Source organism: Chryseobacterium sp. T20 (genome assembly GCF_047345655.1).
Classification (GTDB): domain Bacteria; phylum Bacteroidota; class Bacteroidia; order Flavobacteriales; family Weeksellaceae; genus Chryseobacterium.
The window spans coordinates 254,894-274,131 of record NZ_JBLFDU010000001.1 but is presented as its reverse complement, the minus strand read 5'-3'; the positions used below and the strand labels follow the sequence as shown (position 1 = coordinate 274,131).

The 19,238-nt window shown below is 33.5% G+C and carries 19 protein-coding genes; 5 read left to right on the top strand and 14 right to left on the bottom strand.

The window, feature by feature from the left end:
- Positions 1-16: 16 nt before the first annotated feature.
- The 12 genes from ACMA47_RS01250 to ACMA47_RS01195 all read right to left on the bottom strand — a co-directional run bounded on the left by ACMA47_RS01250 (position 17) and on the right by ACMA47_RS01195 (position 8,432).
- Positions 17-592: a hypothetical protein gene (locus ACMA47_RS01250; RefSeq protein ID WP_413928331.1), complete on the bottom strand. Its 576-nt coding sequence runs from the start codon at positions 590-592 to the stop codon at positions 17-19.
- Positions 589-1,746, bottom strand: a complete 1,158-nt coding sequence (locus ACMA47_RS01245) for a hypothetical protein (protein WP_413928330.1) — start codon at positions 1,744-1,746, stop codon at positions 589-591. Before ACMA47_RS01245 ends, ACMA47_RS01250 begins: the two co-directional genes overlap by 4 nt.
- A gap of 37 nt (positions 1,747-1,783) precedes the next feature.
- Complete coding sequence (locus ACMA47_RS01240; RefSeq protein WP_413928329.1) at positions 1,784-2,071, bottom strand: hypothetical protein; 288 nt, start codon at positions 2,069-2,071, stop codon at positions 1,784-1,786.
- A 22-nt stretch (positions 2,072-2,093) separates the two neighbouring features.
- Positions 2,094-2,594, bottom strand: a complete 501-nt coding sequence (locus tag ACMA47_RS01235) for a hypothetical protein (RefSeq protein ID WP_413928328.1) — start codon at positions 2,592-2,594, stop codon at positions 2,094-2,096.
- A gap of 96 nt (positions 2,595-2,690) precedes the next feature.
- Positions 2,691-3,326: a hypothetical protein gene (locus ACMA47_RS01230; RefSeq protein WP_413928327.1), complete on the bottom strand. Its 636-nt coding sequence runs from the start codon at positions 3,324-3,326 to the stop codon at positions 2,691-2,693.
- 87 nt (positions 3,327-3,413) lie between these two features.
- Positions 3,414-3,950: a hypothetical protein gene (locus ACMA47_RS01225; RefSeq protein ID WP_413928326.1), complete on the bottom strand. Its 537-nt coding sequence runs from the start codon at positions 3,948-3,950 to the stop codon at positions 3,414-3,416.
- A 31-nt stretch (positions 3,951-3,981) separates the two neighbouring features.
- The gene (locus tag ACMA47_RS01220; protein WP_413928325.1) at positions 3,982-4,302 is read right to left on the bottom strand and encodes a hypothetical protein; all 321 of its coding nucleotides are present in this window, start codon (positions 4,300-4,302) and stop codon (positions 3,982-3,984) included.
- Positions 4,303-4,402: 100 nt separating this feature from the next.
- Positions 4,403-4,762, bottom strand: a complete 360-nt coding sequence (locus ACMA47_RS01215) for a hypothetical protein (RefSeq protein WP_413928324.1) — start codon at positions 4,760-4,762, stop codon at positions 4,403-4,405.
- The gene (locus ACMA47_RS01210) at positions 4,762-5,637 is read right to left on the bottom strand and encodes an AAA family ATPase (RefSeq protein ID WP_413928323.1); all 876 of its coding nucleotides are present in this window, start codon (positions 5,635-5,637) and stop codon (positions 4,762-4,764) included. The genes ACMA47_RS01215 and ACMA47_RS01210 overlap by 1 nt, the downstream gene beginning before the upstream one ends.
- 31 nt (positions 5,638-5,668) lie before the next feature.
- A complete protein-coding gene (locus ACMA47_RS01205; protein WP_413928322.1) occupies positions 5,669-5,992 on the bottom strand; it encodes a peptidase S24 in 324 nt (107 codons plus the stop codon).
- 6 nt (positions 5,993-5,998) lie between these two features.
- Entirely contained in the window at positions 5,999-8,071 is a 2,073-nt protein-coding gene (locus ACMA47_RS01200) for a hypothetical protein (protein WP_413928321.1), read from the bottom strand.
- 139 nt (positions 8,072-8,210) lie between these two features.
- Positions 8,211-8,432, bottom strand: a complete 222-nt coding sequence (locus ACMA47_RS01195) for a hypothetical protein (RefSeq protein ID WP_413928320.1) — start codon at positions 8,430-8,432, stop codon at positions 8,211-8,213.
- Between the two features lie 80 nt (positions 8,433-8,512).
- On the opposite strand from ACMA47_RS01195, the gene ACMA47_RS01190 reads away from it, so the two are divergent.
- From ACMA47_RS01190 to ACMA47_RS01175, 4 genes are all read left to right on the top strand, one after another.
- Complete coding sequence (locus ACMA47_RS01190; RefSeq protein ID WP_413928319.1) at positions 8,513-9,178, top strand: helix-turn-helix domain-containing protein; 666 nt, start codon at positions 8,513-8,515, stop codon at positions 9,176-9,178.
- Between the two features lie 790 nt (positions 9,179-9,968).
- Entirely contained in the window at positions 9,969-10,610 is a 642-nt protein-coding gene (locus tag ACMA47_RS01185) for a hypothetical protein (protein ID WP_413928318.1), read from the top strand.
- Positions 10,611-10,615: 5 nt separating this feature from the next.
- Positions 10,616-12,229 (top strand): UxaA family hydrolase, encoded by a 1,614-nt coding sequence (locus ACMA47_RS01180; RefSeq protein WP_413928317.1) that lies wholly within the window; start codon positions 10,616-10,618, stop codon positions 12,227-12,229.
- 134 nt (positions 12,230-12,363) lie between these two features.
- On the top strand, positions 12,364-13,095 hold the full coding sequence (locus ACMA47_RS01175) for a hypothetical protein (protein ID WP_413928316.1): 732 nt from the start codon (positions 12,364-12,366) through the stop codon (positions 13,093-13,095).
- Positions 13,096-13,306: 211 nt separating this feature from the next.
- Here ACMA47_RS01175 and ACMA47_RS01170 read toward each other — a convergent pair whose 3' ends face one another.
- Together ACMA47_RS01170 and ACMA47_RS01165 are read right to left on the bottom strand one after the other, a co-directional pair.
- Positions 13,307-14,335, bottom strand: coding sequence for a LacI family DNA-binding transcriptional regulator (locus ACMA47_RS01170; RefSeq protein WP_413928315.1), 1,029 nt, complete (start codon positions 14,333-14,335; stop codon positions 13,307-13,309).
- 230 nt (positions 14,336-14,565) lie between these two features.
- Complete coding sequence (locus ACMA47_RS01165) at positions 14,566-15,591, bottom strand: NAD(P)-dependent alcohol dehydrogenase (protein WP_413928314.1); 1,026 nt, start codon at positions 15,589-15,591, stop codon at positions 14,566-14,568.
- A 499-nt stretch (positions 15,592-16,090) separates the two neighbouring features.
- Between ACMA47_RS01165 and ACMA47_RS01160 the strand changes: the two genes are divergently transcribed.
- Entirely contained in the window at positions 16,091-19,054 is a 2,964-nt protein-coding gene (locus ACMA47_RS01160; protein WP_413928313.1) for a response regulator, read from the top strand.
- Positions 19,055-19,238 lie beyond the last annotated feature (184 nt).

Here is a 19,238-nt window from a genome sequence, read left to right as displayed (position 1 = left end):
AAAAGCAGTGATTAAATCACTGCTTTACTATCTTATCATTTTCACAATCTTCAATTAGTTTACCCAGAAAAAAATAAACGGTTCTTCTGGCGTCATTTATTGTTATACTATTGCGTTTTGATAAATTTTTATACCCAGGGGTATCAATCGAAAAATAATCTCTAAATACATTAATATTTAAAATATTTTTATTTTTGTCAAAAAAATTCCTTTGCTCTAAAATTATTTTTAACTGCATCCTATATTTGAAAACGTCTTTTACGTTAATCATTTCGCTTTTTCCAAAATAAAATTTTATAATTGAAATAATTTTAGGTTCTTCAGGTGGTTGTATTTTTCCAAGTTTTGTTTTATACTCTAAATTATCAATGTTAAAATTTTGACGATTTCCGTCAATAAAATATAGTTGCCCGGTTTTAATATTAAATCCCCTGAATGTTTCAAGCATTAATTTGGGCAGGTTTACCGTTTTTCCATAATGGATAAAATATCCTCTTTTGGTAACTTTAAGAACCTTATCTGTGACTGTATTTTTAACAGAACCTGATCGACTAATGCTGATTCCCTTTATTGTTGTTTCATGGTAGATCATTTTTTATTATCACTTAATTTTATACCTGGTGTAACTGTTCTTTTCCCACCCTCTTCACTAAAAATTGTAGTAACGCCATCAACATTGTAGATGCCATCTTTTTCCGGAAAATCAGAATCATAAATACCAATACTATAATTTGGCTCTACATAAGGAATTAACCATGCATCGAAAGAACCATCATATCCGGGTGCCATTTTTCTGTCAAATTCTAATTTTGCCCTTTTTTCCATTTCTTTTTTACTGATCCTATTTATTTTATATTCAAATTCTTCTCCCCCCGGCTGTCCGTACTCTACCTCAAGCCTTTCACCATTTTTTGAGTGTGTAACGATTCTTACTTTTACTTTAAGATCTGTTGTGTTCCTGTAGCTCAATTGGGAGGCTTCTATATTATGTTGCATTGAATAATCACAATCAGAATTATCAGTGTTCTTTTTTATGTAAGGCATTCTAAAATGAAGTTCTGTTTTAGTGGAATCTGTTTTTTTCTGGTACAGGTCTGCATACAAAGACGGTAATCCGGTTGCAGAATTTATAGTATCAACCAATGCCCCCCCGTATAAATCAGTAAAATTTGTTCTTTCACCTATTTTACCTGAATCAAAAGATTTAAAATATATGTCAGCCCCGGTATCTTCCTGTAATTGTTTTAGTACATCTATGCCATCAGCTTTATATATCGTGAATTTTTCATAACTCATATCATAATCGCAAACAATGGTAATTTTCGGATTAATCTCATTTACAATATATTGTAAAATGTTTTTTACAGTTCCAGGGCTGAACGTTTTATTTTTCACTTTTTTTCTAAATTGAAATAATTCGTCTTCACATTCTAGTATCATTTGACCTTCATCTGTTTTAACCTCTTTTATATACCCGACAAATTCCAATAATAGATTATTATTATATCCAAGGTGTATTTTAATTTTCTGACCTCGTTTATATAGTTTATAGATACTATTTTCAGAACTTCCTTCATCATCAAAACTGTCTGAAAATTCAATATGCTTATTGAAATTAAATATAACACATTTAATGATTGATGTATCTGCTAGATTTTTAATGCTTTTTTCAATGCTTATTTCCGTTATCGGAGGATTAGCAATATATTGTCCTTTAGAGTCTGTGATCTCTACAAAATGGTTCATTTGGAATAACATGATTGTTGATTTATTTTTTTAATAATTATTTGCAATATCTCCACACTGTTGTACAGCTTATTTTTAAGATTCCGGCTATTTGTTTATTGGAAAATCCCGATTGCTTTAAATCAATAGCTTTAGCCTTAAGAATGTAAGTTTCCTTATATTTTACCCAGCCTTCCTTTTGTTGCCATTTTTGCAGTGTTCTTTCGGGTATGTCCATTAATTTTGAAACTTCATTAAGGCTTAGCCCTAATAAATAGTATTTTCGGGATTTTTCTTTGTCGATTGTACTATAATGCCTTTTTACATTTTTTTTTATTCTATCCATGATCGATTTTTATGATTTAAACTTATTTTAAAAGGCTTTTAAAGTCAGTTTCAAGTTTTTCAATTGCAGCTATAGAATCCGGTAAAGGAAGACCAGAAGGGCCGGTATTTGTATATACTTTAAACTGTTTTAAAATAGTTGTCAAATCTTTAAACAGATCAAAAAGACTGGAAGTATTATTTTTAATAATAACCTTTCCCTCTATGCTGTCAATTTCGACTTTTAAGCCATTTTCATTAAAAATTATCTTTGATGCTACATCGATTTTAATAACCGTTAAATTATCTATAGTTCCGTCACTGCTCAGCATTATTACTTTACTTCCCATCTTTGGAACTATAAGCAAATTATCTTCACCGTTTGCAGTACTCTTCAACCGTACATCAGAAATTTCAAATTCTTCTGATAATTCAACTGTACAGGTATCATTTTCTATTGACTTTATAATCCCGAATATTGGATAATTAGGATCTGAATCTACTATTTGTTTTAAATTGCGTTTTAATTGTTGTAATTTATCCATTCTATTTTTTTTGGTAGGTGATAATTCATTATGGTTTCTAATAAAAGTAACTCCGCATAACGGAGTTACTACAATGAAAAAAAACACATATAAAATTTAAAAAGCGTCAACAATGCTTTTTAAATCTTTTTCGTAAGTTCTTGCAGTTCCACCGCCTGAACCTTTAAAAATTCTTTCTAACGGTATGGAAATACCTTCTATACTTTGAAGGTTTGAGGTATTACATAATGCCATAAGCTGATTTATTTTTGGTAACATATCATTTATCAATGCTAAAGCATTATGCTGGTTTTCTGACTCAATGTAATATGAAAACATTTCTGTAATTTCATCAACCCTGCTTTGCTTAACAACCAATTGACTATCAATTAAATCAAGATATTTAAGATTTGCTGCGTAAGTTCCCCGAAAATCTCTGTCATGTTTTAAGGCTTCTAATGATGATACTAAATCGTCAAGTCCTACAGGTCTATCAAGTAAATCAAATACTTTTTCAGAACTCAATGTTAAATCACCAACTTTTAAAACTTCACCTTTTGTGAGTTTTAAAACAAAAAATGATCGGGGATTCATAAATAAATTTTCAATATCCGCTGTTTCCAATTCAGGTAATCCAGGAATTGTTTTGTATTGGTCTATAAATTTCTGACCGAAATGATTTGCAGTTTCTTTAATCTGTCCAATCCATTGGTTAATTGTTGCAGTGTTTTTATATGCTAGTATTTTATCCATTTTATGAAATTTTTTCTTTTTTAAAGAACCAAGTTTTACAGGTTCGCGTATTATTTGTACTTAATATTATTTACTATGTTCTGTTTATTAATCATTAATTCCCATTATTTCATAATATTCTCCAGGAAGATTATTTTTAAAATCCAATTGATCATCTAATGGCATATTATCAAAATCTGAAAATGTTTTTATTTTAAGGAAGACAGGTTTATAAACATCAATAAAAGCAGATAATGATGATTTATCAACAAATACATTAACATCAAAAAGCATCTGATAAATTTCTGGTTTTTCATCTTTAATCATCTTTTGTGTTGGTATAGAAAGATTATGAAAAATATCCCTTGCTTTTACAATATCAGAAGGGACATTATTAAATTTTGCGTTTTTAAAGTCATTTCCTTCTGTTTCTACTGATAGATCTATTTTTTCCTTATCCTCTAACGGTGTTTCTGAATACTTCTCAATAAAAAGATCCAAATAATACGTATTCGGAATAGTATCACCTCCAAATAATGCATGATAAGTTTCTGGTTCCTGTGTTTTAATTTGATGTTGCTGTTCTGTTGTTAAGCTCTGGAATATGTCCTGAGCGTTTTGTAATTTTTCGGTTGCTTTGTTCATTGTAATGAATTTTAAAATGTTAATTATTGATTTATGTTGTTAAGTTGTTGTTTAACTGTCTTCCTTGCTCCAATAGTTCCAGGATTCTTTTTACCTGACTAATGCAGAAAACATCTGTATTGTCTATTCCTATTCTGTTTGGTTCAGCCATACAGATACCTATATAATTGAAGAAAATTTTATCAATAGCTTTGCTGTAGGCATGGTAACCGTTACTGTCTAATTCCTGCATTTCTCTAATTTCCTCAACCGCTTCCGGTGTTAATAAGAACATTAAATCCTGTTCTTTTTTTTCTGTAGTATCCGGATTCATCATAAATCCGGAATTACTATTATTTTTTGTATTTCTCATATAACTAGTAAATTCTTTAGCGGTTAATTTTAGATACTTTGTTTTAGTTCATTGGTTCGTGGGTTTGTACTTTTCATATTTGGGAAGTATTAAAAATTTTTTAATTATTATTTATATTTTCGAATAGTCTTTTAAAAGACTGTGATTTTAATTCGTAGACAATACCGAATTCACTATTGTAAACCTCTGTGAAGTATTCATCTTTCAGTTTTTTAAATTCTTTTATATCCTGCATTCTCATAATTCTGCTAATCATACCGGATGGATTTAACCATTCTTTTGGTGTAGAATCCCAATCATCATTTAATTGGAAATTATCATCCTGTAGGCTCTCAAAGTCTTCTGTTAGTGCAAGTATTTCATATTCGGGATTCTTATAAAATTTTGCTTTCGTGAAATAGCTGTAACTTTTCATCACACTAAAACAAAATCCCTGATTAATTAATTTTTCGATTATCATTAAGCACTGATCTTTATTAAGGTGTCTAAATATCTTAATGTAGTTCCTTTGTCTAAACACATTTTCACCAATGTTTCTACAGGAGTACTTCCGGAGTGGTTCGCCTGGGCAACCTGTAGTAATAATTCGTGTCGAAAGGCTCTTTTATCTGCAATTCCTATAGGGGTCAATTTTATATATTCATCAGAAAAACGGCTAAAAATACCGGCAAATCCTACTTTTTTGGAATTGATTCCTTTTTCAATCTTAGCCTGTAAACTATCATCGCCCATCATAAACCATCCGCAAAAACCTGTAGTAGCGTTACAGAACTCCTTTAATTCCAAAAAGGCAGTATATTCCAAATCTCCGGCTTCATCCAAAATAACAATAGGTGATTCTAATTGATTCAGGTAGTATTTTACATTAGCTTTGAGATCAACATATTTTCCGGCTCCATCCAAACCGATTGTTTTGGCTAAAAGCTTTACAAACTGTTGTTTGCTTTTCGCTTGTGAACAATCCACATAAAAGGCATTTTTAATCGTTTTTACAATGTGCTTTGCGCTGAATGTTTTACCTATACCGCAATCATCAACCAATATCATAGATTTGCTTAAACGCTTACAAAAATTAATACTGTCTTCAATCTCAGTGTAAACTTTCGTTCTCACTACTTTCCAGTTTGAATGCCTTGTATTAATTTCTAATTCACGCCCTATTTGTATCCATTGACTATCTGAAAGAATTTTTTCAGTTTCTCCATTGGATAATCGGCTGTAGATAGCACCTGAAATCCCGTAAATCTTTGCAAACTGTGCATTTGTTCCGCCAAAGTTTGGGCGACGATCTAAAAGTGCTGTTCTTACATTGTCTCTGTATTCTGCTGTTATCATAATTGCGGTTTTTAATGGGGGTTAATGAAAATTATATTTCAGTGTAGTCGATTTTTAGAATTTTGTATTTGCCTGTTTTCTTTAGAAAATCTATGCAGTATTGATCTGTTAATATTTCGTATTCCTGCTTACTTTCTTGTTTATTAATAAGCATTTCGCCATTTCCGGTAAATAGCCATTCTGGATTGATATTTGGATATGCTTGTAATATTTTAGCTCCCTTTGATATTCCTATATCATTTACTTTATCTAAAAAACCGTTAGACAAACCCGTATTTTTATAGAATTGGCTTTTATTCAAACCTTTATATTTTATAAAAACCAATATCCTTTCTTTAACATTTTTATTTTTCATAGAATTTTATTTAAAAAATGAGTTTTTCCAGCTTGTAGACGTTTGCGGTATAATAGGATAAACTTCATTATCTGTAATGTCTATAATTTCTACAGTTTCAGTATTAGACGGAACAAATGTTTTGCGGTTCATTCCTGGAATATAAAAGCCGTTTTGCGGATGTGGTTTTGGTTGGTGTATAATATTTATTTTTTGCAGTGATCGTTCCTGTTTTCGTATGAAAGCTTCTACACTGGCAACATAAGAACTTTGCAGTTCCCTTGCTTTTTCACATTCTGCTGTACGTTCAATAGTTGCTCTGTTGTATTTTGGAAGTTCCTGAACCTCGCAGATAAAACGCCCCTGATAAAACGCCAACGCTTTCAAAACATTCCCCTGATTATCATCGAGCCAAAAAACATCAATATTTTTACCCTCAATTGCTTTCATTAGATTGATAAGCTTTTCACCTAAACATATTTCGCCATCAATCGCCAATGCCCTTTTTTTACCTTGTAAGGCAATATATCCAACATTACAGGACGTTTCTGTTTTGTAGCCTAAATATGGAAGTATTATCTGCCAATTAGTTTCTTTCAGTTCGGGGTTCTGCATTTCTAAGAAATATTCCCAACGGGTTTTCGTAGGATCTTGCGAGTGTGGCGAGTTGTTCCATGCAAAAAGATCATCAATCCCGTTTTCTATAATTTCATCGTATGGAATCGCCGGAACATCGTTTGCGCCTGCCTGATTAGATTCAGCCTTTGCTGTAGGTCTTGCCAACCATCCCGGACGTTTTTTTTCGGCTCCATATCGTAGATCTCCAAAATACCTTTCAATTCGTTTTCCTCTAGCGTTATTTGCTTCAATTCTTACATTTTTAAACAAATATCCGTCCTGTAAAAAACTGCTTACATAACTGCTGTTTAATGCACTTTCGGCTTCCAGTTCATAAGGCAGATTCAGTCCCCATTCGGTGTAGTTTCTTACCAATTGACGATAAAACTCTAAAATGATTCCCTCTTTGGATTTTCCATAGACAAAAACCGTAAAACACTCACTTGCCAAATCGATTCCGTTGTAAAACCATGCTCTTTTTCCTGTAAGATCTTTAAAAGGTGGGTTTCTATCATCTACAGAAATGATGGAACCTGCAAATTTCGGTCTGTCTAATTGATGGTGTGGTTTGAAAAGTGCCATATATTTTTGTCTGTCTCCTGATCTCTGTTTGTACGTAGCTGCTTTTATTTCCCATTTTGCCATATATATTTTTACAGTACTTTCCGAAAGTCTCGGAAAATCCTTTGGCTGATATATTTCGCCTGTGGTTTCGTTGTACACTTCTACATCACCATTTAGAAAAGCATCATAATACCTGTAAATTTCTGTAGCGGTTGGTTTATGCGATTGGTTGGCAAAAAGACCGCTTAAGATATTCAAAACACTTTCGTCAACTTTTAAGGAATTTATTTTTCTTTTCCCGTCTACATCTTTGATAATGGATAGATAATTGTAATCGAATATTTTTCCGTTGTAATTAAATTCCGTTTCAAATCCGTTTAAAGCTTCTTTAAAACGTATCGGATGTGTTGGCAGATTATGTACTGGAAGTTTTTTTCTTTGCAAATAACCATTAAAACTATTGCTATCCTCACATAATATATTTGTAATCCCTTTTAGTGATTTTCCCTGTTGTAGCCTTTCCGAAACGTAGAATTCACGCAATTGAATTAATGCAATTAAAACACTGGCATTAGTAATATATCTTTGTTGTTCTGTTGCAAGTAATGAATTGCCATCAAAACGCCTGAACATGCTATAAAAATCTACAGCTACAGAATCCGTTCTATAATAGTTCTGTAATATGTGGTCTATTTTACGGGGATCTCCTAAAAATTCCTGAATATGTAAAGGCAAAGAATCAAAATCAATTATCAGTTTTCTGTTTCTACATCCTCGTTGTAAAGCTTTTACACCATACTGCGAATTTCTGTTTCTGCTAATATTCTTTGATAGTACATTTTGACTGCTCCAAAATTCCGGAACAAGTTCCTCCACCGATACGGCAACATTATTTGTATTGTTCCAAAATTTCGGCATTGCTATACTGTTTTATTTGTGAATATTCTTTTTGTAGTAAAAGAAAATAAGCCCCAAAACAATAAACATTTTGATCTTTCTTCTATTTTGTCACTGTACAAATCGAAGTATGTTTCTGTGATATTTTTAAAAATTGTTTTCATGCTTCTTTTTTTTCATTATTAATATTATCACCCGCAACTTCTTTCAATATCTTTTCGCCCTCTTCAATGATTAGCTTAATATTTTTCAGCCTTGCTTTCTTTCCATCTAAAATTCTTTTTATAGTAGCAGGAGCTAATTCTGTCCTTTTTACTAATTCATCTTTACTACCTAGGGGTAATTTGTTTTTCAATTCCGCAATTTTCTCGTTAATTTGCATAATGTTGTTACTTTTTGTTGTATTAATGTTCAGCAAATGTACACTTAATATTTATATAAACAAATAAAAAAAGACAAAAAATGTACACTTACAAGGAAAAAATAAAGGAATTTAGAAAATCAAAAAAGTTATCACAAGCTGAATTTGCCCAAAAGACAGGGGTTAGCAGAAGTTATATAGCACAGTTGGAACTTGGTAACAAAACGGTAACAAATTCATTTATTAATAGAATAATCAAAGAATTTGATCTAAATAAACACTTTTTCTATAATGATGATTCTCAAGAAAACAATATAGAATTAATGCAAGGAAGTTTAAAATCCGATAATGTAGTAAATGAATTTGTAAATTATGACCTTATAATTAATAATTCGCAAAGCATGATAGATGAAATGAGCCGTACACATGCACAAATTAATAAGTATTATCAGCGTTTGATAGATATTAAACTTATGACTAATAAGTTAAGTGATAAAGAAATTGAAGATAATCTGACCGAATTCACTGAAAAGCTCAGTGATAAAAAAAATCAATATTTTAATGATATCGTAAAAAGTAAGGGGTTAGGAGCCGCCTACAGCTCTTTGAACTCCATAGATATAAGAGTTTTAGATAATAAGGAAAGAAAAGAGTATCTAATTAAGATGTATCACGATAAAGATTTTTTCGAATATCTATTTTTTGATAACTTCCAGAAGTTCTATAATAAATACATGGAAGATTGGTATAATAATTTTAAAAATTAGTATACATTTAAGTGTACATAAATTGTTTTATTAAGTATTTCCGTAACCTTAAGTGTTCCGTTTTTTTTTATTTTTATTACACAGCTTGAGAAGGTATAATGAGGCAGGCGTAATGTAAGTGTTTTGTAATACTTGTACAGGCATAAAATACACTTAAACATGGGTTTTTATTTCATGATTTAAACAATACAACATTTAAATAAATGAAAATCAATAATTTATGACATTTATATTTAATTGATTGAATGTAATTAAGGAGCGTTTGAGCGTGTTTTTATGTCGTTTCATTGGTTTTATTGATAATTATATACCTTTTCCGTGTGTTATTTTACTGTAAATTGGTAATCCATTTGGTAATCCATTTGGTAATCCAAACAAAAAAAATGTTTTTACGGTTGGGTTTCTGGATATAAAAAACGGTGAAAAACTTCAAAGAAAAATATAAAAAATTTATATAAAAGTAGAGCCCAAAAACAGCGTTTAAGGGCTTTAATTGGTAGATTCAGGCGTATTAGTAGTATCTTATTACCTGTATAGTTTTAAATTGTTTAAAAAGGGCTTTTAAAATGGTAGCAATACTGTAGCTAATGGTAGTAAATCTTATTTTTTTTACATTCAAGTACATCCAATAAAACAGCCTTGGATCCCTGAAACACCTTTATTTTAGGGCTTTTTTAAGCTTTTTTATCTTACTATATACTTTTACATTTTCCTTTACCCCTCATATATTCAGGATGTTAAAAATTTAAAAGAAAGAATTCCTTTTGATCAAATTAATGAGCAGATTCTGGTGGTAGATGATATTCAGCCTTATCGCCTCAGAAAAGTAAGAATTCTGAATGGTGGGCATACTTTGATGCTGGCTCCAGCCATTTTATCAGGAAAAGAAACGGTAAAAGAATCCATTGATAATCCGTTCATCGGGAAGTTTTTAAAAGATAGCATTTTCAATGAAGTTAATCCAACTTTAGGATTGGATGAGAATGAGTTGAAAGATTTTGCAGAAGAAGTTTTCGACAGATTTAGAAATCCTTTTATTAAACATCATCTGGCAAGTATCGCTTTATATTTCGTATCTAAATTTAAAGTGAGAGTCCTGCCGAGTTTATTGAAATATGTGGAAACTAACCAAAAATTACCGCTTAATTTAACTTTCTCTTTAGCGGCTCTCATCAGATTCTATCAGGGAAATTTTGAAGACAAAGCACTTCCATTGAATGATGAACAGACGATTATTGATCGTTTCAAAGAAATCTGGTTAAACAATGAGTATGAAAAAGTAGCAGAACTTGCATTAAGTGAAATTTCTTTCTGGGATACAGATCTGACAGAAGTTGAAGGCTTGAAAGACGCTGTAGCAAAAGCTTTGTCGGAAATTGATCATCACGATGTAGAAGCAGCGTATCACCATTTTGTTCAATTCTATTCTTAAAAATCATGCAGAAGAAAGTATTGAAGGTAAATCCCAAAGATAATGTTGCCGTAGCTCTGGTTGATCTTCATCAGGGCGAAACGGTTACTTTGGATCATTTGACCTATGAAATTATAAAAGACACGAAGGCCAAGCATAAGTTTGTCACGGAAGATCTTTCAGAAGGTGATGCCATTATCATGTACGGTGTTTTGGTGGGAAAAGCCAGCCAGCCCATTCACAAAGGTGAAGTTATCACGACTGAAAATGTAAAACATCAAAGTGCAAAAGTACAAGGTAAAACAGAAACAACTGTCTGGACAGCGCCGGATGTAGAGGAGTGGAAAGACAAAACATTCATGGGATATCACAGAGAAGACGGGCAGGTAGGAACAGAAAATGTGTGGCTGTTTTTTCCTTTGGTTTTTTGTGAAAACAGAAATGTGGAGATTTTAAAAGATGTTTTTGAAAAAGAACTCTTATTCGAAAAAGTGACAAAACATCAGCTTTTGCTGAGATCTCTGGTTAATAATTCAGATACGGAAATCATTGCTGAAGAAGATCAGGATGAACGTATATTTAAAAATATTGAAGTTAAATTCATCACCCATCAGGGCGGCTGTGGCGGAATTCGTCAGGATGCAGAAGCTTTGGGACGTTTATTGGCTGGATATGTCAATAACCCGAATGTAGCTGGAGCAACCGTTTTGAGTCTGGGATGTCAGAATCTTCAGGTTCAGATTTTCAAAGATGCTTTGGAAAAAATCAGTCCTGAAAATAAAAAACCGATTATCGTTTACGAACAGCAAAAATCCGGAACAGTAGATGAAATGCTGAGCGGGATCATCAAAGATTCTTATGAAGCGATTAAGAAAGCGAATGAGATTCAAAGAAAACCGGCATCCATTTCAAAACTGGTCTTAGGGTTGGAATGTGGTGGTTCGGATGGTTTTTCAGGAATTTCTGCCAATCCGGTTTTAGGACAGCTGTCAGATTTAATGGCCGGAATTGGTGGTGCAACCATTCTTTCAGAATTCCCGGAATTGTGCGGAGTAGAGCAGGAGCTGGTGAACCGTTGTGTGAACGAAAAAGATGCGGAAAGATTTTTACAGTTGATGAAAGACTTTGAAGAATCAGTCGTTGCTGCAGGATCTGGTTTTGATATGAATCCGTCACCGGGGAATATTAAAGACGGATTGATCACTGATGCCATGAAATCTGCAGGAGCGGCTAAAAAAGGAGGTTCATCGCCTATCAATGATGTTCTTGATTTCACGGAATATATTAAGAAACCGGGATTGAATTTATTGTGCACTCCTGGAAACGACGTAGAATGTACAACAGCTTTGGTTGGCTCAGGCTCTAATATTGTATTATTTACAACAGGTCTTGGAACTCCCACTGGAAATCCTGTTGTTCCTGTAGTGAAAATATCATCCAATACTTCACTTTCTGAGAGAATGCCTGATATTATTGACTTCAACACCGGAGATGTGATTACAGGTGAAAAAACAATTGACGAAAAAGCAGAAGAGCTGCTGGAATATATCATCAAAGTAGCCAGTGGAGAAGTAAAAACAAAGGCTGCCATTTTAAATCAAAACGACTTTATTCCCTGGAGAAGAGGGGTTAGTTTGTAAATATGTTTTTTTAATTATAAATATTAATTAGGATTGAAAATGCTTTCTACATGGTAGGAGGCATTTTCTTTTATCTTAACTGAAAAGCATTGTATATTTGATCATTCTATACAACGCTTAAAACTGCTTAAAAAATGAAACTCAAATTATTCATCATATTCTCTATTTTTCTAATATTTTATGGATGTAGTTTTGGAAAAGCAGAATGGCAAATTGATGAATTGTATATGCAAAAAATTGAAGGAACTTCTAAAGTGATTTATAAGTTTAGTGCTTGGGGAGGAAGAGATTCAAATGCACGTGGATTTATGATTTTAGATTCTGTAGAAGCATTTGAAGTGGATTACCAACATATTCTTCCATTCTATCAACTATCAGAAATTCCTGATCGGAATGGTATTGAAGGAATAGCACATGACTGCTATGGGACTTGTGGAGATCCTTATTATAATAGTGTTCCCATTTTTAAACCAATGAAAACTGAACAGACAAAGGTTAATGATATTAAACTAACCAACAGAATATATCAATACAAAGGTTATTCTGAACATACAAGAGGGCTAGAAAGGTATGTTTTTGAAAGATTCAGAGAAACAAAGGATAGTCTGTTTTTCTACAATTTAAACGATGTAGAGAGTATGAACGGCAAGCATCTTGATCAATTAAAGGTAAAAAAAGGTGAGATTTATATTGTATTTAAAAAGAATAATGAAGTAAAAAAAATAATTGTTAATGAAGTAAAGCTCCACTCAAAAACAGAATCAATAGAAGAGATTAGAGATATTTTCCTGACTCCTAAAAACAAGATTTTTAATAATGAACTATCAGAACGAGGAATATTTAGAGAAGTGAACATTTCTCACTAGCAAAATTATCAACAAAAAGTTGCAACAAATTAATTCAATAGGAATGAGTCACTATCCTGAGCGTAGTAGAAGGAAGCCCGTTTAATAAAAGAAATATGATCATTGGCTTTAGCCAAAACTTATAAATAGAATATATTTTAGATTCTTCCTTCGTCAGAATGACAAACAGGCTGTTGATGGCTTGTGTAACATATTAATCTCGAGAGAAATACTATTTTCTCTTAGACGACTTCCTGATATAAAGCTGTGGCGTAAGCACTACCTTTTTCTCAATAGAAACTCCGGAACCATTTTCTTTGACACTTTCTAAAAATACCTGTCCCGCCATTTTTCCCATCAATACAGGCGTCTGGTCAACAGAACTGATCGGAAGTTCCATAAATTGGGTAAAAGGCTCATTGGAAAATCCGATGATAGCCACTTCCTGAGGGATTTTGATATTTCGTTTCTTCAACTCCTGGCAGGCGCCTAACGCGGCAAAATCACTGGACGAAAATATAGCATCGGGAACAGACTTTTTACTCCAAAGTTTTTTGATGGCTTCTGTACCTTCTTCAATAGAACTGCCTGTAAAAATAATATTATCCTCTTTTACAGGAAGATGATGATCTGCTAAAGCCTGTTTATATCCGTTAAGACGGTTCTGATAAATTTCAAGGTTAAGATCTCCTGCAAAATGAGATATATTCTTATAACCTTCCTTGATAAGATGTTCTGTAGCCATATAGCCGCCGCGATAATCATCAATAGTTACCGTGCTGATCCCTGAAATATCTTTTTTACGGTCAAAAAAGATAACCGGCGTATTGGAAGTATCTATAATGCTTTGGATGTGACTGATATCTGTTGTCGTTTTAGAAACGGACATAAAAATACCATCTACCTGCGCATTCAGCAACGTATTAAGCTGTCTTTTTTCAATATTGACATCTTCGTGGCTCTGGCAGATAATAACATGATAGCCTAGAGGAGAAAGTTCTTCCTCAATTCCTCTGATCACCGATGAAAAGAAATTGGTATTGATATACGGAACAATGATCCCTACGTTTTTGGTTTCACCGCTTTTTAAAGCTTTGGCAAGGTTATTTTGCTTGTAGTTCATTTCCTTGGCCGTTTTACGGACCAGCTCTTTGGTAGCCTCGCTTATTCTCGGGTGGTCATTCAATGCTCTTGAAACAGTTGCCACACTGACGTTGAGCTTATTGGAAATATCATAGATGGTGGCACTTTTCTTATTCATACTGATTTTTTCTGAGCGTTTTTATGAGGTCTGAACAGCAGACGTTATTGACGTAAATTTAATCAAATTATGGCTATTTGAAAGGAAAAAGATGCATTTTAAGTGGGTTTCATGCAGATTTTGGAGAGATTATATTTTTGTCAAGTTTAAATGGCTGATTTTATGGCGGATAGGTAATAAAAAAGCCGAAAGCAAAACTACTTCCGGCTGTATATTCTATTTTCATTTTATTATGGTATCAGAACAGCTCTGCCTTTGATCTTTCCGTTTCTCATTCGGTCATAAACCTCATTGGCCTCATCCAGTTTATATTTTTCAATTTCAATATGAATTTTTTTCTGTCTTGCCAATCCTACCACTTCCATAAGCTCAACTCTTGATCCCCAATAAGGATTCGTCATGCTCACTCCAAATGGAAGCCCAGACATGCTGTACTGATAATGACCGCCTCCTAATCCGACAATGGTAAGATCTCCATCCAGACTCACAATTTTAGTTCCAAGTTCAATGGTTGATGTTGCCCCTACAAAATCAATAACCACTTTAGCTTTTTTGATTCCTGTAATTTTCTGAATCTGTTCCGCAGCATCTGCATCTTTTGAGTTCACAGTGAATGTTGCGCCCAGTTCTTTGGCGAAGGCCAACTTTTCATCTGTTACATCACAGGCAATGATGGTACTGCCACTCACTTCTCTAAGGATCTGCAGAGCAACGTGTCCAAGTCCTCCCACACCAATCACTACAACATACTCATCGGGTGTTAGTTTAGATAATGATCTTTTAATGGCGGAATAAGGAGTCAAAGCTGCATCCGTAAGTGGAGCGGCAATCACAGGATCCAGATCATAAATAGGAACCAATAATCTTGAAGAAGGCACAAGCATATACTCAGCCATCCCTCCATCTAGTCCCAAACCACCTCCATAAGCCATTTCAGATTGATGGTCACAATAATTTTCTTTAGATTGCTGACAGGGTTTACAATGGCCACATCCCCAAGGACCATAGACCAGAACGGCATCTCCTTTTTTATAGCCTTTCACATCAGGGCCTATTTCTTCGATCCAACCTGCATTTTCATGACCTAATGTGAATACTGAACCTCCTACAGTTCCCTCGTCAATAATATGAAGATCAGAGTGGCATACACCTGCTCCTCCAATTTTTAACAAGACTTCATCTCCTTTAGGAGTAGGTTTTTCCATATCATTTACAACACGGACATCTTTGTGCCCGAAAAAACGTACTGCTTTCATAACTTAATATTTTAAAACTTATACCTTAAATGTACGAAAATTGATCTTTAATAACGAGTGATTTAATTGATGTTAAACTAATATATGTCAGTAAATTAGGGGAAGAATTCCCTGGTAGTCTGCTTGTAAATTATTATATTAAAATAGGTGTCAAAAGGTTTTTTGAAACGGTATGATTCAGATCATATTCGAGGGAGTAAGCAGTTAATTATATTTGAGCATTGAAAATTTCATATTTCTGACAAATTACAGTATAACCTTTCGTTGATTCGGGAGGTTTTTTTGTGGGAAAATTTCAATATAAAATTAAAAATACTGATTTACAGGATACATGTAGCCCCAACGGATGATTTAAAATAAACATCCAAATTAGGCAACTCTATCTTTAAACGACTTAGATTGTACTCATATTCCAATATCTGCTGACAAATTTCTAAATTAATTTGTTAATATTATAAAATGATCTAATTTTAGTATTTTATTACCAAAATACTATTTAATGCCAAAAAAAATTATAAGAAATCTTCAAATTGGAGTAGTGATTTCTTTGATACTTCTGATTACTAGTTCTGTAGCATCTTATATAAGCATACATAAGCAGATGGAGAATAGGAAAGACTTATTAAAAAATAAGGAATCTATAAGCTTAGCAAAAGATATCTTAAATACTCTTTTAAATGCTGAAACAGGAAATCGGGGATACCAGCTTACCGGAAGAGAAGATTTTCTTGAACCTTTCAATAAAAGCAGGAGTGAATATCCTTTGCTTGTTTCTAACAAAGGTAGACTTCATCTTAAAGATAAAGATCAGATTAATATCCTAAATGAATTGCTGCATACTTCAGAGATGATGATGAAAGAATATGTATTGCTTATTGAGAATCGTAAAAAAGGGATATTAATGAGCCCGGAAGAACTTGTACAAAACAAGGAGGCTATGGACAGATGCCGCATGCTCGCTCAGAAATTTGTAAAAAAGGAGGAAGTTCAACTTGCCATAAAAAATGAAGAACTGAACAAGTCTTCCGAGTTGACTGTTTTATTCATCGTCTTTTCTGCTATGGCCGCTATTGGGGTAACAATTTTTGTTTATATACAACTAAAATCTGACCTTATCCGACGCGGGAAGTTGGAAAAAGATCTGTTTAACACTAAGGAGATGCTTGAGGAAACAAGCTTAGTAGCCCAAGTGGGAGGTTGGGAAGCCAATATGAAGACCGGAAAGCTCTTCTGGTCTCAAAGTACAAGAGAAATTCACAAACTGAAAGATGATCTCCAGCCTACTTTTGAAACTGCTTTTGAATTTTACAAAGGAAAAAGCAAGGAGAGAATAAAATACCTTTTTAACAGGGCAATACAACAAGGAATTACTTTTGATGAGGAGTTTCAGCTTTTGCGTAGTGATGGAGTTACGATCTGGGTAAGAGTAAAAGGGATTCCCGAATTTGAAGGTGATAGCTGTAAAAGGGTTTTCGGAATCATTCAGGACATTGATGCCTTCAAAAAGATGTTTCTGGAGGTTACACGGAAGGAGGCTATCATGCAGTCTTTTGCCACTGATGTTCCTGTTCCTTTGGCCATGTTTGATAAGGACCTTAACTATGTTGCTGTAAGTAACAGGTGGAAAGAGGAATTTAGTATGAATAATGTAGATCTTATTGGTCATAATCTTTTCACTATATCACCTGATATTCCCAAAGAAAGAAAAGAGATTTATGACAATGCGCTGTTGGGAAAAACTTATATCAACAGTGACTATACGTTAAAGGTAGAAGGAAAAGAAGAAATTCAGCATTACGACCTTAAAGTCGGACCTTGGTATCTTACAAAGGATGAAGTAGGAGGGGTAATTATTTCCATACAGAATATTACAAATGCTGCAAAGATAAATGAAGAACTAAAAAATGCCAAGGAAACAGCAGACATAGCCAGCAAAGCAAAATCCGAATTTCTTGCCAATATGAGTCATGAAATCAGGACTCCTTTAAACGGAGTTATTGGTTTTTCGGACCTTCTCCTCACGACACCACTGAATGAAACACAGATGCAATATCTGAATTACATCAATGAGTCAGGAGAAAACCTGCTTAGCATTATCAATGATATATTGGATTTTTCTAAAATAGAATCCGGAAAAATGGAGCTTTTGATTGAAAAATGTGATGTTTATGATATGTTGAGCCAGGTTATCAATGTTATTATTTATCAATCCCAGAAAAAAAACATCGAACTTCTTCTCAATATTGAACCGGGTCTTCCAAAAATACTTTTTATGGATGAAGCAAGGTTAAAACAAATCTTGATCAATCTTCTTGGGAATGCTGTGAAATTCACAGAAAAAGGAGAGATCGAGCTAAAAGTAGAGAAATTACGCATGGATGATCATACTATTGCTTTGCGTTTCTCGGTTAGAGATACGGGGATCGGCATCCCTGTTGAAAAACAGAAGTACATTTTTGATGCCTTTACTCAGGAAAACAGTTCCATCAGTAAACAATATGGTGGCACGGGTCTAGGGCTTACTATTTCGAACAATATCCTGGGATATATGGGAAGCCATTTGTCACTGAGCAGTACAAAGGAGAAAGGTTCTGTATTTTTCTTTGACATTGAGATTCCTTACGAAATCTCTCAAATGAGAGAAGAGGAGGAGATAACTATTAAAACAGCCCTGGTGGTTGATGATAATAGAACCAACAGGATCATTCTTGAGCACATGCTTAGCTATAAAAATATAAAATCCACCTTGGCTTCTAATGGGATGGAAGCATTAGAGATCCTGTTGAAAGGTGAGCGGTTCGATGTGATCCTGATGGATTATCATATGCCTCTTATGTCCGGATTGGAAACGATAGATAAAATGACAGGGTTGTTCAAGCAACGAAATGAGACTTCTCCATTTATAATACTTTCTTCCTCTTCTGAAGAACTGGGCATATTTGCTTCGGTTAGGAAAATACAAAATGCACATTTACTGTTGAAGCCTATCAAATCACATGAACTATACAAAACCTTAAAAAAGGTAGATCAAAGTTATACAGTAGAAATAAGTAAGGATCATTCTGAAAATGTTTTGCATTTAATTGCCCCGGAATTAGAAGTGCTCTTGGTGGATGATAACGTTGTGAATATGGTCCTGAATAATAGAATGATGAAGTCTCTTGCTCCCGGTATACATCTAACGGAAGCAGTCAATGGGCTGCAGGCTGTGGAGGAATGCAGGAAAAAGCAGTTTTCCATTATCCTGATGGATGTTCAGATGCCGATAATGAGCGGTATTGAGGCAACACAAAATATTAGAATGCTGCCTGGATATGAACATGTACCTATCATAGGCGTTACAGCGGGAAATGTGCTGGGCGAAAAAGAAAAGTGCCTTGAAGCCGGAATGAATGATTTCCTTCCCAAACCTGTAAGAAAGGCAGATCTTCTTGAAGTGCTCAAAAAATATATCAGTGTTTAGAATTTACAAAAAAATGGAGCTCGATTTCTTCTACTGAGTTCCTTTTTACTTAGAATTACTTTTACAAAAAAGATTTTACACAATCTATAAAAAAGAGGCTATCTTAAAGAGATAGCCTCTTTTTATATTATCTTGTAATGGTTCAAAATTTAATTGTCCAATTAGATAATTTATCATCAAGAGC

Bases quoted from the DNA above. Each gene is read 5' to 3' on its own strand.
- ACMA47_RS01250 (WP_413928331.1), bottom strand. From the start codon at position 592: ATGATCTACCATGAAACAACAATAAAGGGAATCAGCATTAGTCGATCA.
- ACMA47_RS01245 (WP_413928330.1), bottom strand. From the start codon at position 1,746: ATGAACCATTTTGTAGAGATCACAGACTCTAAAGGACAATATATTGCT.
- ACMA47_RS01240 (WP_413928329.1), bottom strand. From the start codon at position 2,071: ATGGATAGAATAAAAAAAAATGTAAAAAGGCATTATAGTACAATCGAC.
- ACMA47_RS01235 (WP_413928328.1), bottom strand. From the start codon at position 2,594: ATGGATAAATTACAACAATTAAAACGCAATTTAAAACAAATAGTAGAT.
- ACMA47_RS01230 (WP_413928327.1), bottom strand. From the start codon at position 3,326: ATGGATAAAATACTAGCATATAAAAACACTGCAACAATTAACCAATGG.
- ACMA47_RS01225 (WP_413928326.1), bottom strand. From the start codon at position 3,950: ATGAACAAAGCAACCGAAAAATTACAAAACGCTCAGGACATATTCCAG.
- ACMA47_RS01220 (WP_413928325.1), bottom strand. From the start codon at position 4,302: ATGAGAAATACAAAAAATAATAGTAATTCCGGATTTATGATGAATCCG.
- ACMA47_RS01215 (WP_413928324.1), bottom strand. From the start codon at position 4,762: ATGATAATCGAAAAATTAATTAATCAGGGATTTTGTTTTAGTGTGATG.
- ACMA47_RS01210 (WP_413928323.1), bottom strand. From the start codon at position 5,637: ATGATAACAGCAGAATACAGAGACAATGTAAGAACAGCACTTTTAGAT.
- ACMA47_RS01205 (WP_413928322.1), bottom strand. From the start codon at position 5,992: ATGAAAAATAAAAATGTTAAAGAAAGGATATTGGTTTTTATAAAATAT.
- ACMA47_RS01200 (WP_413928321.1), bottom strand. From the start codon at position 8,071: ATGCCGAAATTTTGGAACAATACAAATAATGTTGCCGTATCGGTGGAG.
- ACMA47_RS01195 (WP_413928320.1), bottom strand. From the start codon at position 8,432: ATGCAAATTAACGAGAAAATTGCGGAATTGAAAAACAAATTACCCCTA.
- ACMA47_RS01190 (WP_413928319.1), top strand. From the start codon at position 8,513: ATGTACACTTACAAGGAAAAAATAAAGGAATTTAGAAAATCAAAAAAG.
- ACMA47_RS01180 (WP_413928317.1), top strand. From the start codon at position 10,616: ATGCAGAAGAAAGTATTGAAGGTAAATCCCAAAGATAATGTTGCCGTA.
- ACMA47_RS01175 (WP_413928316.1), top strand. From the start codon at position 12,364: ATGAAACTCAAATTATTCATCATATTCTCTATTTTTCTAATATTTTAT.
- ACMA47_RS01170 (WP_413928315.1), bottom strand. From the start codon at position 14,335: ATGAATAAGAAAAGTGCCACCATCTATGATATTTCCAATAAGCTCAAC.
- ACMA47_RS01165 (WP_413928314.1), bottom strand. From the start codon at position 15,591: ATGAAAGCAGTACGTTTTTTCGGGCACAAAGATGTCCGTGTTGTAAAT.
- ACMA47_RS01160 (WP_413928313.1), top strand. From the start codon at position 16,091: ATGCCAAAAAAAATTATAAGAAATCTTCAAATTGGAGTAGTGATTTCT.